Source organism: Hymenobacter crusticola (assembly GCF_002154225.1).
Taxonomy (GTDB): Bacteria; Bacteroidota; Bacteroidia; order Cytophagales; family Hymenobacteraceae; genus Hymenobacter; species Hymenobacter crusticola.
Genome location: NZ_MTSE01000003.1, coordinates 495467 through 508770 on the forward strand (window position 1 = coordinate 495467; position 13304 = coordinate 508770).

General features: G+C 55.5%; 11 protein-coding genes. 6 read left to right on the forward strand and 5 right to left on the reverse strand.

Annotated features, from left to right (window positions below; all coding sequences use genetic code 11):
- Positions 1-192 precede the first annotated feature (192 nt).
- Together parS and BXP70_RS08305 are read left to right on the forward strand one after the other, a co-directional pair.
- Entirely contained in the window at positions 193-645 is a 453-nt protein-coding gene (gene parS / locus BXP70_RS08300) for a type II RES/Xre toxin-antitoxin system antitoxin (RefSeq protein WP_086593563.1), read from the forward strand.
- A gap of 9 nt (positions 646-654) precedes the next feature.
- Positions 655-1107 carry an RES family NAD+ phosphorylase gene (locus BXP70_RS08305; RefSeq protein WP_086593564.1) on the forward strand — a complete coding sequence of 151 codons (453 nt, stop codon included), beginning with the start codon at positions 655-657 and terminating at the stop codon, positions 1105-1107.
- A 24-nt stretch (positions 1108-1131) separates the two neighbouring features.
- On the opposite strand, the gene BXP70_RS08310 is transcribed toward BXP70_RS08305, so the two are convergent.
- Positions 1132-1683: an RNA 2'-phosphotransferase gene (locus BXP70_RS08310; RefSeq protein ID WP_086593565.1), complete on the reverse strand. Its 552-nt coding sequence runs from the start codon at positions 1681-1683 to the stop codon at positions 1132-1134.
- Between the two features lie 35 nt (positions 1684-1718).
- Positions 1719-2921, reverse strand: a complete 1203-nt coding sequence (locus BXP70_RS08315; protein WP_086593790.1) for a hypothetical protein — start codon at positions 2919-2921, stop codon at positions 1719-1721.
- A 256-nt stretch (positions 2922-3177) separates the two neighbouring features.
- Between BXP70_RS08315 and BXP70_RS08320 the strand changes: the two genes are divergently transcribed.
- Complete coding sequence (locus BXP70_RS08320) at positions 3178-3750, forward strand: fasciclin domain-containing protein (RefSeq protein ID WP_086593566.1); 573 nt, start codon at positions 3178-3180, stop codon at positions 3748-3750.
- 1432 nt (positions 3751-5182) lie between these two features.
- Positions 5183-5455, forward strand: a complete 273-nt coding sequence (locus BXP70_RS08330; protein ID WP_143436419.1) for a hypothetical protein — start codon at positions 5183-5185, stop codon at positions 5453-5455.
- Between the two features lie 187 nt (positions 5456-5642).
- Here the strand turns inward: BXP70_RS08330 and BXP70_RS30920 are convergent, their stop codons facing one another.
- Positions 5643-7001: a thrombospondin type 3 repeat-containing protein gene (locus tag BXP70_RS30920; protein WP_086593569.1), complete on the reverse strand. Its 1359-nt coding sequence runs from the start codon at positions 6999-7001 to the stop codon at positions 5643-5645.
- A gap of 184 nt (positions 7002-7185) precedes the next feature.
- Between BXP70_RS30920 and BXP70_RS08340 the strand changes: the two genes are divergently transcribed.
- Positions 7186-8634 (forward strand): 3' terminal RNA ribose 2'-O-methyltransferase Hen1, encoded by a 1449-nt coding sequence (locus BXP70_RS08340; RefSeq protein WP_086593570.1) that lies wholly within the window; start codon positions 7186-7188, stop codon positions 8632-8634.
- A 21-nt stretch (positions 8635-8655) separates the two neighbouring features.
- Here BXP70_RS08340 and BXP70_RS08345 read toward each other — a convergent pair whose 3' ends face one another.
- Positions 8656-10002, reverse strand: a complete 1347-nt coding sequence (locus BXP70_RS08345) for a putative sensor domain DACNV-containing protein (RefSeq protein WP_086593571.1) — start codon at positions 10000-10002, stop codon at positions 8656-8658.
- Between the two features lie 134 nt (positions 10003-10136).
- Positions 10137-10487, reverse strand: a complete 351-nt coding sequence (locus tag BXP70_RS08350; protein WP_086593572.1) for a hypothetical protein — start codon at positions 10485-10487, stop codon at positions 10137-10139.
- Between the two features lie 28 nt (positions 10488-10515).
- Between BXP70_RS08350 and BXP70_RS08355 the strand changes: the two genes are divergently transcribed.
- Complete coding sequence (locus BXP70_RS08355) at positions 10516-13137, forward strand: polynucleotide kinase-phosphatase (RefSeq protein ID WP_086593573.1); 2622 nt, start codon at positions 10516-10518, stop codon at positions 13135-13137.
- Positions 13138-13304: the final 167 nt, after the last annotated feature.

Sequence of the window (13304 nt, forward strand, 5' to 3'; positions counted from 1 at the left end):
GAAATGAAACGGACCTAGGGTTGCTCCTTTTAAAACCTAGGTGCATGGTCTGACTAGCTGTAGTCCGCAGGGCTTTTTGGTTATCAGAATAACAGCCTTTGGGGTAAGCGCTTAAAGCCAGCAGGAATCTTTCGTCATAGATTCCACGTTGTTCCGTATATTGCCTTCAAATGACAGTTTTAAAACACGCAAATGACAGCCATTCGTAAAACGCCAGTTGCTACCATGGTCGAGCTGATGGGCGGCGGCAACGTTATTCCCCAATTGGTGCACAACGAGTTGGATCTATTGATGGTAGCCGTAAAGGGCCTTTCGGTGCAGGCGGTGCGCACGTTGCAGCGCCGTATGCAGTTTTCCAATAAGGAAATCAGCGAACTACTCGCTATTTCGGAAAGCACCCTCGCCCGGCGCGAACAAAACAAGCGCGCCCTGACCCGCGACGAGGCCGAAAAAACGATCCAGCTTTCCGCCGTGATGGCCAAGGGACTGGAGGTATTCGAAGAGGAAGACGACTTTCGGCACTGGCTCGAAACCGACAACGTGGCCCTAGGGGGTATCCGGCCGAAGGACCTGCTCACCTCCGCCATCGGGCGCGACCAAGTACGCGACCTGCTAGGTCGTATTCAGTACGGTATTTATTCCTAACGCCGGCGTATGCGCCTATACCGGTTGGGCAAGCACCCCTATATTCTGGATATAACGGGCCAGGGCGGCCTCTTTCACAACGGCCGTTGGCACGAGCAAGGCACGCGGATTCTGTACACTTCCGAGCACCTTTCGCTAGCCAAGTTAGAAGTGCTAGCCAATGCCTCGACGCTACCCAAAAACTATTTTGCCCTGACGCTAGAAGTTCCCACCGACGCTACCGTAAAGACAGTAGCAGTAACCGATCTGCCACCAAATTGGGCGGCAATGCCTTATCCGCAGGAGCTAGCGCTTATCACCCGCGAGTGGATCGAGCAAGCGCAGTACTGGCTGATGCGCGTGCCATCGGCACACTCACCAACGGAGTGGAATTACTTGTTCAATCCGCTGCACCCTGCTCATGCCCAACTCAAAGTCATTTCCGTGGAGCCTCATCCATTTGACCCACGACTCAAGAACTAGATGGGACACCAACCTAGACCTCGGTTAGTCCGCTAGCTCCCGCAAGAAGGCCGACGGCACCTGATCTACCAGCCAAACGCCATTGCCTGACTCGTACAATACAGAACCAGCGCTGTGCAAAGCCGCCGCATCAATTGCCAACAGCACCGGCTTACCACGCCGTGCTCCTACCCGCCGCGCAGTTTCTACATCAGGGGAAAGATGCACATGGTGCCGGCTCATCTTCTGCAACCCCTCTTGCCAAATGGCGGGCAACGCCGCCGCTACCGTACCGTGATATAACACAGCTGGTGGCACTGCCGGGGCTAGCTGCAAATCGACCGGCACACTGTGGCCTTGCTGCGCCCGAATGAGTGTGCCAGTAGCATCGAAAGCAAAGCGTTTCTTATCGCTAGTAGTAACAATTTCAGATAGCTCCAAATGGGTCAACGGCTGACCCTGACGCGTACAAGCTTCTAGCAATTCTGCAACAGGTATCCAGCCTCCTTCCCTTAGCTCTAAGCCTATTGTTTCCGGTTCGTGCCGTAAGTATTTGCTTAAGAACTTGCTAAGCATGATTTGCCTATTTTTATTCATTTGTTGCAATACGTAATATTATACATTTGGGCAAGTTAATCAATAACCGGATGCCGCTGAAATTCACGCGTGCGGTCGAACAAATAACGCAACGTTTCGTGGGTCCGCCAGGGACGCCCCCCAACCAATTCCGCCACCGCCATCATCTTCGGATTAAAGTCGCCGATCCAGTTCATCACAGTTTGCTTGTAGGGCACGGCCCCTGGTTTCTGCACGAGCTGCGCCGTGGCATACACCAACGCGGCCTCTACCCCTTTACGCTGATGTTCGGGCACCACGCCAAACACAACGCCGAACATGGTTTCCACCGTACCCCGCCACTGATAGTATTTAAACCTGATCTTCTGCCACCAACCTAGCTTGCCATTAAGGTGACGGATAATTTCATTGATTTCAGGGAGATTGATGTAAAAGGCCACTGGTTCCCCATCATAATAGCCAAACCAGATGATGCGCTCATCCAGGATGTCGAGCATGGAACGCATCATTTTGCGGGCCGTCTCCGAGGTCATCGGTTTCACTCCGCTGTGCTTCACCCACGCTTTGTTGTAAATGGTGCGTAGGTCTTCCGCGTAACGGGCCCATTTCCTTTTGCGCATGTGCCGAAAATGGTAGCGTGTATCCTTCACAATGCGCTCTGCCCGCGCTAGCACAGCCGGGCGTAGCTGCTCATTGACTGTTCGGTAATACGAAATCTGCCGGTAGAACGTCTCAAATCCGTAGTTCCGGAAGAGCTTTTCGTAATACGGCGGATTATAGTTAGCCCCGTAGATAGGAGAACCGAAGTTTTCGGTCACCAAGCCCCACCACCGGTCCCGGTCACCGAAGTTGACGGGGCCATCCATCATGGTAAGGCCGCGCTGCGCCAGCCACTCGCGGCACGTATCAAATAACATCGTAGCCGCTGCTAGGTCGTCGAGGCACTCAAAGAAGCCCATGGCCCCAGCGCCGCGGAAGGCGTCGATTTTACTGGAAGCAGGCACATCGGTTTCGGGTGGGAAGGCAGTTTCCCGGTTGTAAAAAGCCGCTACGCGCCCGATCGTGCGGTTTTGCTCGTCCAGCAATAGCCAGCGCGTGCACTCCCCTTTCTGGAATAACTTATTCTTGCCCGGATCAAAAACTGCCTCCACATCCTGGTTAAGCGGACGAATGTAGTTCGGGTCTTTTCTATACAGCCGCACCGGGAACTCTAAAAATTCTCGAGCCTGCGCCGGGGTCGTAATCTCGACTATGTGCATGAACCAAAATTTACCATCATGAAGGTGCCAAAGCAAAGGTAACACCCTCTTACAACGTCATTACGGCTAGCCTATACTCGAAAAAAAGCCGCCAGCACGTTGCAAGGTAGGTGTATGAAGATGAGGACTTTCTGAGGCCGATGATAGCACTGCTATCTAGCGGGTCGAAAATATTTTCGGCCCGCTATAAATCCACACGGTTGAGCTGTGGCGTAAATGCCGGCAACTTACTCCTAATCCTTCTTCCCCCTCTTTTATGAAAAAGTCTCTCTCTGCTCTCGCTTTTGTTGCCCTGCTCGGCGCCACCACAGTACAGTCGGCCAGCGCCCAGGCCAAGATGACACCCGGCACCGTGATGGTGGGTGGCGAGGCAATGTACCCGAGCAAAACGATTGTTGAAAACGCCGTTAATTCGAAAGATCACACTACGCTGGTAGCCGCCGTGAAAGCCGCAGGCTTAGTAGAGACCCTGCAAGGGAAAGGCCCGTTCACCGTGTTTGCCCCCACCAACGCTGCCTTCAGCGCATTGCCTGCCGGCACGGTCGAGACGCTGGTAAAACCGGAGAGCAAAGCCACGCTAACCAAGATCCTAACTTACCACGTGGTAGCTGGCAACATGACCTCAGATAAGATCATGGCGGCTATCAAGGCAGGTAGCGGCACTGCTTCCCTCAAAACCGTGAGCGGCGGCACGCTGAAAGCCATGATGAACGGCCCCAAAAACATTGTGCTGCAGGATGAGAAAGGCAACGTATCGACTATCTCGACCTACGACGTGCTCCAAAGCAACGGCGTAATTCATGTAATTGACAAGGTGCTGATGCCCTAACCTGACCTAGCTTAGAACGCTACGTTTCAGTAAAACGACAAAACCCCGCTATCCTATAGGGCAGCGGGGTTTTGTGTGGTATGGTAAGTAGGTTTTGGCTCGCGGATAGCGGAGCCAGGGCGTCAATCACAAAGCACCAGACGTTGGTCGTTCGCCAGCGGGAGGATTCTCCGGCGTGCGCTCTACAGCGCCGATGCCTTCTATTATAAAGTATAAAGGGAAAACGTGTTATGCTTTAGTGGGCTTCAGTACGCTGGGCGCAACTAACAGGAGCGCCAACACGGAGAGCATACTTTGCTGGGAGGACAAAGCACTCGGAGCGGTAGTGTATGTAGTAGTCATATCGAGTGGGCAGGAGCTAGATTAGTGTTCAAATGTAGCCCCGCCTGCCAAGCTGATCAATACCTAGCTATGTGTATTTGTGACCACTATTATTCTTCTATTAATTATAGATTATTCCAATATGAAACTCTCGAAACAGTTACTATCAAGCTTTTAGAGCTAATAACACAATATTTTTAACGCCCTATTTGTGACATTTACTGAGCCTTAATTAGTTATATTAGAGGAGTGATTACCCTTTAAAAAGTTAAAAGTTTTTGACGCAACTCATCACTATTGGCTGCTCTGTGCGGCTTAGTTGATCAGTGCAATGCGCGGGCCTTAGGCCTTACTACTGAACGTAAGAACTTACTATGGTGCGCGAGATTTCTTTTTATAGCGTTCTAGGTACGTCCTAAACAACTGCTCAACAAAAAGGCCCGTCTTGCAGACGGGCCTTTTTTAGTTACCGGGGAGCATTCCGGGCTCCAACTCATCAGGATAATGGTCGGAGAATGAGAGAAATCCGCGAAGGCCTTGGTGCAATTGTGCATACGGCAAACACTTAATGGATTTTTCGACAGTGGGGTCAATGAGCATTACTTGTAATAGCTCACCACTGTCATCGGCTTTTAGGCGCACTAAGTCGCCTATTTCGAATGAGGGCATGAAAAGGGGCAAAAAGGTGTGAACTCGGGTGGTGCGCGCGCAGTAAACTGCCTCCATCTCGGCACCGGGCTGATAGAGGAGCTAATCCAAAAATCAAATTTAAGTATACTACTATCCATATTATAATAAATAAAATGATTTTAGTCATATAAGTAAAGACGACAGATAAGAGCCACTTTTTTCCGGTCAAAAAGGATTCTCCCGGGATAGTTCCTAGCCCGATCTTCTAGCCTCTCGCAGCTAAATACGGTCGTATTTAGCGTCTCCTAGGGTCGCTTTCTCATGCCCTCGCCGTTGCCCTTAGTGGCTACCTCCGTATTTCGTGCATTCGCCACTTGCAGGGAACCGTTCGGGGGGGCCTAGCTTGTTAGGCCGTAAACCAGCCGTTGCCCCTACGCTCGCGCTGCCATTGCTATCCGACGAAATTCTATATCTTCACCTTATGCCACACGAAGTAGCCAACCTCACGCTCGCAGAAGCCACGCGCCACGCGCCTTTTATTGAGTATGCCCGCTGCCTGGATGCGAGCCAACGCCCGGGCAACCACGCGGGCGACTGGCCCGAAGAAGGTCAGTTCTACCCGGTACGGGTTGTTGAATCGCACTTGGAGGGCATGCCGCTGGTCCACGTCCTGGGTTTTCACGGCGAAGCGCCCTACTACAATGCTTACGCTCCGCACCGCTTCGAACTGCTGTACACGGTATGGTTGAACTAGGCTAGCATCTCCTTTTCAATAGTTTCGCAAAAGCTAGGTAGCGTGCCCCCGTAGGCTGTAGGCTACCTAGCCCTCTTGTTTGCTGGCACGAAGACAGCACTTTCGCCAGTAACTTTTAATAGCACCTCACGCAAAAGGGCAAGCCTATTCGGCTTGCCCTTTTGCGTAGCTACATGCGAAGCGCTACCTACTTCTTCGGAACCGGCTTGCGAAGCGGCACCGGGCTTTTTTTCACCGGGACTACCCCTTTTGGGGCCGGCCATTTCTTGGCTGGTGCAGCCTTGCCCGTGGGCCACCGACGCAAGGGTAACTTCCGGCCGGGTACCACTGGCACGCGCCCGGCTGGCGTGAGAACAGGCTTAGCCGGCGTGACTGGCCAAGGGCGCCCGGGTGGGAGGCCATACCTAGGACGGGCTTTCACGTCGGGGCAGCCGTGGTTGGCCGCCGAACCGGGCCGGTCAGGACAACGGTCGGTGCGGTCGGGTACCCCGTCGCCGTCGCGGTCGAGGGGGCAGCCGTTGGCATCCACAGGCGTATCAGCGGGCGTGCGGGGGCATTTATCGTTGGGGTCGATGACGCCGTCGCCGTCCGTATCAGGGCAACCTTGCCGCTGAATGCGCCCCGGCAACTCGGGGCACTTATCTTCGCTATCGGTGATACCGTCGCCGTCGCGGTCGGGGCAGCCCTCCAGAGTAGCTAGGCCTTTTTCGGTGGGGCACTTATCCTGGTAATCTGGCACGCCGTCGCCGTCACCATCGAGCGGGCAGCCGTTTGAGTTTACAGCAACGCCTTGCGGAGTGCCGGCGCACTTGTCTTTGCGGTCGGGCACGCCGTCGTGGTCTTCGTCCTTTACCTTACCTAGGCTGAAAGCTAGGCCCGCCATGTGCTGCAAATACCGGTCGCTACGCTTGCTCCCGGGCAGGGCCACGCCATCAACCCGATCTGTGAGCGGATAGTGCTGGCCCGTTTGCACAAAGACGGCGAAGCCAGGCGAGAACTGCAACTTGATACCGGCCGCGCCCATCACGTCGAAGGCGTAAAGATCGACGGCGGCAGTAGCGGTAGATGCAGCCGGATCGGTGAAGCGCCGGCTGGTGCGGGCCAGGAACACGCCAGGCTGCACCAGCAGGTACGGGGCAAAAAATGCGTCTTCCTTCAGGGCCCAGGTGCCGTTGTTTAACCTGAGTTTAAGGGGCAGCCCCACGTTCACCACATCGGCCGCGAACCCCCGCAGGGCTTTACCGTCCGAGTAAAACTGCTCGTTTTTGGGCGGATCAGCGTTGAACTTCAGCTGGCCGTAGCTCAGCGCCAGGCCTAGGTCCAGCCCCTTGGTCAGGTAACGGTCAAGGGTAATGCCCGCACCATATTCCACTTTATTCCGGGTAAACCACTCCGAACCTAGGTCGCCGTGGTACTGTAACGTACTGCCATATACGCTGATTGCCGTTTTCTTATCGGTGGTTTGCGCGTAACTGCTTTGCGGGGCCGCTACGCGCAAACCCAAACCCAGAACCAGCAGCTTGGCCAGGGAAACAGGGAACTTCATCGAGTAAAATTCAGAGCACACACTATAGAAAATAAGGCCATATACTTGCCCCTTCGCAGAAGGTTGTTGGGCCAAAGGTAGCCGCCCGGGTATTCTTCGGGCCCAACTTTTCACGTTTCCGACTTCCGTATCTTGTGGCGACCCACAGGCGGAAGACTTCCTATTCTATTATTTTTATCCAGTAATGCTGCTCACCATCACCACTACCCACCAGCCCGCTACCGACCTAGGGTATCTGTTACACAAGAATCCGGCCCGGCTGCAATCCATCGATATTTCGGCTGGGCAGGCTCATATCTTCTACCCCGAAGCTAGCCCCGCGCGCTGCACCGCCGCCCTGCTGCTCGACATCGACCCGATTGCCTTGGTACGCAACCACCGCGGCCCGGCGGGTGAAGGGTTTGCCTTGGAGCAGTACGTGAATGACCGGCCCTACGTGGCTTCCTCCTTCCTGAGCACTGCGATGAGCAAAGCCTTCAACACGGCGATGAACGGCACGTGCAAAGACCGCCCCGAGCTACCCGACACGTTGCTGCCTCTGGAAGCCACCGTGGCCGTGATGCCCGCCGCCAGCGCCGAGCAACTGCAAAAACTATTTGCGCCCCTGGGCTACGCCGTAGAAACAGAAGCCCACCTGCTCGACCCCACGGTGCCCGCCTGGGGCAACAGCCGCTATTTTACCCTGCGCCTGCGCCACCCGGCCCTGCGCCTGCGCGACCTGCTCTCCCACCTCTACGTGCTTATCCCCGTGCTCGACCGCGGCGACAAGCACTACTGGATCAACGAAGCCGAAGCGGAGAAACTACTCCACCGCGGCGCGACCTGGCTGCCCCAGCACCCCGAGCGGGAGTTTATTACGCGCCGCTACTTACGCAACCTAGCTCAGTACGTGAACCCGACGCTCGAACGCCTGCTGGAAGGCGAAGAAGCTCTCACGGATGACGTGCCGCCGCTGACCTCGGAAGAAACGGCAACGACTGGTCTAGATGTAGCCGCCCCATCGGCTAGCACCACTGCACCCGCCCGGGAAAAGCAGAACCTGCACGACTTGCGCCTCGACCGGGTGGCCGAAACCATCAGCCAGCTCGGGGCGAAGCGCGTGCTAGACCTAGGGTGCGGGGAAGGGAAGCTGGTGCGCCGCCTGCTGAAAAACCCGCAGATTGAGCACATTTTAGCCCTGGATGTCTCGTGGCAGGAGCTGCAACGGGCCCAAGAGCGATTGCACGTAGCCGAGATGCCCCCGCGCCAGCGCGAACGGCTCACCCTCACGCAAGGCTCCCTGCTCTACCACGACCCGCGCCTGGTGGGCTACGACGTAGCAGCCGTGGTAGAAGTCATTGAGCACCTCGATGAAAGCCGGCTCGCCGCGTTTGAGCAAGTGGTATTTGCCCGCGCCCGACCCATCGCCGTACTCGTTACCACACCCAACGCCGACTACAACCAGCGCTACGAACAGCTCTCCGCCGGCGAATTCCGCCACGCCGACCACCGCTTCGAGTGGACGCGGGCGCAGTTTGCTGAGTGGGTCGCTGGCGTAGCCGAGCGGCACGGCTACCGCGCCCGGGTAGACAACCTAGGTCCGGAGGATGCGGTGGTAGGCGCTCCTTCCCAGCTAGCCATTTTCGAGCAATAAGCTAGCCTATACCTAAAGGGTTTATTTGCGAATGCTAAACCGCATGGAGCGGCTGAGCTTTTCGCTTTTAATAAAGCGCTGCACCTTAATATTCTCCCACATAATTAATTTATCCTCCACCCGCGTAATCGCTCTAATATCGCCATCCTGCGATACCACAAACCCCAAGCTGCCTTTATTATTCCAACAGTACGAGAACATCGAGCGGTGACGGGTACCAAAATGATCGGGCGTAATAGGGGCTAGCGCACCTGGAGCGGCAGTCGCCGTTTTGGAAACAAATACTTGTTCTGGCAACGTTTTAACTTTTATAACCGCGCCGAAGCCTTTTACTTTCAGGTCGGGAGAAAATACAACTAAGCCATCGATACACGACAAAGAACCAATAAACCGAATGGTGCCTTTCAACTCGTCGCTTGCCTCCTTCTTCTCGTAGTCTGCAATATTTTCTTTTAAGTAGTGTACCGTTGGGATAGTATCTTTTTCAGGTTCTAGATAGTCAGTAACAATAGTATTGGTGTACATATAATTTGCTGCTTCTAATTTTATATTATTCGTAATCGTATTAAATAATCGATCATAGGACAGCGCATGTTTAATACTTAGCTCTGAGCGCTTCGGATTACTCGTTATGAGGAAAGCGCCCCCGTGCTGGTACTCTTGCATAACCAGCAAAATACGCGAAATGGCCTCACTGATAGAGTCTTCGGTGTATTTCTCCCACTCTTCTAGCTTTTCGCTTGGGAACTCCTTTTGCAGGTAGCTTCTAATCTGCTTTTTGTAGAGTTCCGCGCTTTTCTTCAGAATACCATTGACGGGGCCTTGCCGAAAGACATCAATATAATTACTAATTAGCACGTTTTGCTTGAGCGTTGCAATCAGCTCGTAATCAAACATGACGTAGATATTACCGACGTCGGCAATAGTCGCTTGGAAAAGGCCGGGTTGTTCTGGCTCGGAGTCACCTTCGTAGTTGAGGAAGCTCTGGTAGTGAATTGCCTGATCCACCATGCCCCAAATAAAAAGCGAGTTATTTTCGTAATACACCGCCAACGACGAGCTCAACGGATCGGCCGCTTTCGAGAGCTTCACTAAATTCTTAACCGTAAAAGGAATTCGCTCCTCGAAGTTGATATAATTCCAGCGATGCGCGACAATACGCTCCGGCGGGCTAGGATCTGGGTCGTTCGGATCAATTAGCGTAATGGTCACGCGCGTAAGCTGCCCCTCCTCGGTTTTGAGACTGGCGAAAAATAAATCGGCAAACAATTTCCTTAATATTCCTTCGCTGGGATGCGGATAATCCGTTTTAGCATTTTCCAGCTTCTTACAAACAATTTCCGCTAAATCTTCCGTAGTGTAATTCATTCGAGGTTTATGCGCTAGCTATTTTCTCTCAAACGAATAAAACCCTCGTACGGATTCCCAACGCCACTACTGTTCTTTGATCAGCCGCCGCAATTTTGAGCGAACTTGCAGAAGCTCATCCGCCCGATTAAGCTCTACAAAAGCAATCTGCTTTGGACACCACGCGCGCGCAGCTGTGCTACTTCTACTGGCAGAGGGCGATCATCTAGCCAGTAGAAAGCAGAGCGCATGTCAATGGCTTCGGTTTTTAGCGTATCCCAGTTGGTTGGCTGAACTGCTTTTCTGAGCTTCTCAACAGTAGTAGGTTCTAAAAACTGCGCGACATAGCGTAAGGCGGTGGCGCTGTCGCCTTTGCAATGGGTTGTCAGCCAATAACAATCAAATTGACTCGTAACAAAATCAACAAACGCGTCGACGCCAACAGCAGCTTGCGTATGTTTGGCCGTCAGCAGTACCCCGTCGATATCCAGATAAAGTTTAATCATCTAGGCGAAATTACACGTTACCGCTTCTATGCCGCTTACCACCCTTAAGCTTCCCGAACTTTCCCTGGTTTTGCTCATCGGCACTTCCGGCTCGGGGAAGAGTACGTTTGCCCGCCGTTTATTTAAGTTAACCGAAATCGTGTCGTCGGACCACTGCCGGGGGCTGGTTTCGGATAACGAGAACGACCAAACGGCCACGCCCGATGCCTTTGCGTTGCTGCACTACCTAGTCGGCGTGCGCCTCAAGCGCGGCCTGCTCACCGTGGTCGATGCCACCAACGTGCAGCCCGAAGCCCGCAAGAGTCTGATCCAGTTGGCCCGCGAGTACCACGTGCTGCCCGCCGCCATTATCCTCGACGTGCCCGATTACGTGGCCGAAAACCGCAACCGCGCCCGTGCTGAGCGCCAGCACCTAGGGCGGCACGTGGTACCGCAGCAGCGCCAGCAGCTGCGCCGCAGCCTCAAATTTCTGAAGCAGGAAGGCTTCCGCCACATCTACCACCTGCACAATACCGAGGAAATCGACGCGGTGCAGGCCATTGTGCGCGACCCGCTCTACAGCAACCGCAAACAAGACACCGGCCCGTTCGATATCATCGGCGACGTGCACGGCTGCTACCAGGAGCTGGTACAGCTGCTCACCACCCTGGGCTACACCATCGAAACGGATGCCACCCAGGATGCCCGCGACCTAGGCATGCGTGTGACGGCACCCGCTGGCCGCCGGGCGCTGTTCCTAGGCGACTTGGTGGACCGCGGCCCCGATTCGCCCGCCGTGCTGCGCCTAGTCATGCACATGGTGCAGGAGGGCCTAGCGTTGTGCGTACCCGGCAACCACGACATCAAGCTGCTGCGCCACCTCCACGGCAAGCACGTGAACGAGCAGCACGGCTTTGCCGAAACCCTAGCGCAGCTCGCCAATGAGTCGGACACGTTCAAGAACCAAGTGCGGCAGTTCCTCGATGGCCTCGTGAGCCACTACGTGCTCGATGGCAGCAAGCTAGTGGTGGCTCACGCTGGTATGCGCGAGGAAATGCAGGGGCGCGGGTCGGGGGCCGTGCGCGCCTTTGCCCTCTACGGCGAAACCACGGGCGAAATCGACGAGTTTGGCCTGCCTGTGCGCTACAACTGGGCCGCTGAGTACCGCGGCCGCGCCATGGTGGTGTACGGTCACACGCCCGTGCCCGCGCCCGAATGGCTCAACAATACCATTGACATTGACACCGGCTGCGTGTTTGGTGGTCGGCTCACGGCGTTGCGCTACCCCGAGCGCGAGCTAGTCAGCGTGCCCGCCGCCCAAGTATACTGCGAACCGGTGCGCCCGCTCGACTACCTGCGTCAATTAGCGGAAGCTGCTAATCAAGGCCAGGAAGCCAACAGCCAACTCACGGCCCAACAGCAGCACGATGATGTACTCGACATTCGCGACGTGACGGGCAAGCAGATTATCAAGACGCGCTTGCTGCCATCGGTGACCATCCGGGAGGAAAATGCCGTGGCCGCTTTGGAGGTGATGTCGCGCTTCGCCCTGAACCCAAAGTGGCTGCTGTACCTGCCGCCCACCATGTCGCCCTCAGAAACCAGCGCCCTGCCTGATATGCTGGAGCATCCCGCTGAAGCCTTCGACTACTTTCGCCGCCAGGGCGTGGAGCGCGTGGTGTGCGAGGAAAAGCATATGGGCAGCCGCGTGGTGGTGGTATTAGCCCGCGACGAAGAAGCCGCGCAGCGACGCTTTGGCGTCATTGGGGAAGGACCTGGCCGCTGCTACACGCGCACGGGCCGCAACTTCTTCAACGATTCAACCCTGGAAGCCGCTTTCCTAGCTCGCCTGCAAGAAGCCCTCACGAAATCTGGTTTCTGGGAGCAGTTCCATACCGATTGGCTCTGCCTTGATGCCGAGCTGCTGCCGTGGTCAGCCAAAGCGCAGCAGCTAATCAAAGACCAATACGCCGCCGTAGCCGCCGCCGCCACCGCCGCACTACCCGAAGCCGCCGCCGTGCTCACCCAAGCTAGCTCCCGCGGCCTCGACGGTATTGAGACATTGCTAGCTCGCACCACGGCCCGGCAAACGGCCGCTGAGCAATACGCCGACGCATACCGCCGCTACTGCTGGCCGGTGGAAAGCCTGGCCGATTTGCGCCTGGCTCCCTTCCACCTGCTCGCCACTGAAGGTCACACCTACTTTGAGAAAGATCATGCCTGGCACATGGAAACCCTGCGCGCCATCTGCCTCGCCGACGAAGGCTTGCTCCGCGCCACACCCTACCGCGTAGTGCACCTGCAAGACCTAGCCGACGTGGAAGCCGCCACCCAGTGGTGGCTCGACCTCACCGCAAGCGGCGGCGAAGGCATGGTCGTGAAGCCTTACGACTTCATTCCCAGTGGCCGCAACCTTGTGCAGCCCGCCCTCAAGTGCCGCGGGCGCGAGTACCTGCGCATCATCTACGGCCCCGATTACCTGCTCCCTGGCAACCTAGAGCGCCTACGCGAACGGTCCGTGAAAGCCAAGCGCAACCTAGCTTTACGAGAGTTCACCCTGGGCGTAGAAGGCCTGGAACGCTTCGTGGCGGGCCAGCCCTTACGAGCGGTGCACCAGTGTGTATTTGGCGTGCTGGCGCTGGAGAGTGAGGCAGTAGACCCTAGGTTGTAGCTGCACTACACACCCCTGCGTTCGTTATGAGCAGCATGTAGCATTCTTCAAAGCGGAGATGCACTGCTCGTACCTGCGCTACCCCAAGATAAAGATACCTAGCGACACCCTAGCTTTTGCCACCCAGAAACTAGGGTGTTGCTAGGTACTTGCTTGCTTGGTAGCTT

Coding starts and splice junctions, on each gene's coding strand:
- BXP70_RS30920 (WP_086593569.1), bottom strand. CDS start 7,001: ATGAAGTTCCCTGTTTCCCTGGCCAAGCTGCTGGTTCTGGGTTTGGGT.
- BXP70_RS08320 (WP_086593566.1), top strand. CDS start 3,178: ATGAAAAAGTCTCTCTCTGCTCTCGCTTTTGTTGCCCTGCTCGGCGCC.
- BXP70_RS08355 (WP_086593573.1), top strand. CDS start 10,516: ATGCCGCTTACCACCCTTAAGCTTCCCGAACTTTCCCTGGTTTTGCTC.
- BXP70_RS08330 (WP_143436419.1), top strand. CDS start 5,183: ATGCCACACGAAGTAGCCAACCTCACGCTCGCAGAAGCCACGCGCCAC.
- BXP70_RS08345 (WP_086593571.1), bottom strand. CDS start 10,002: ATGAATTACACTACGGAAGATTTAGCGGAAATTGTTTGTAAGAAGCTG.
- BXP70_RS08310 (WP_086593565.1), bottom strand. CDS start 1,683: ATGAATAAAAATAGGCAAATCATGCTTAGCAAGTTCTTAAGCAAATAC.
- BXP70_RS08315 (WP_086593790.1), bottom strand. CDS start 2,921: ATGCACATAGTCGAGATTACGACCCCGGCGCAGGCTCGAGAATTTTTA.
- BXP70_RS08305 (WP_086593564.1), top strand. CDS start 655: ATGCGCCTATACCGGTTGGGCAAGCACCCCTATATTCTGGATATAACG.
- parS (WP_086593563.1), top strand. CDS start 193: ATGACAGCCATTCGTAAAACGCCAGTTGCTACCATGGTCGAGCTGATG.
- BXP70_RS08340 (WP_086593570.1), top strand. CDS start 7,186: ATGCTGCTCACCATCACCACTACCCACCAGCCCGCTACCGACCTAGGG.
- BXP70_RS08350 (WP_086593572.1), bottom strand. CDS start 10,487: ATGATTAAACTTTATCTGGATATCGACGGGGTACTGCTGACGGCCAAA.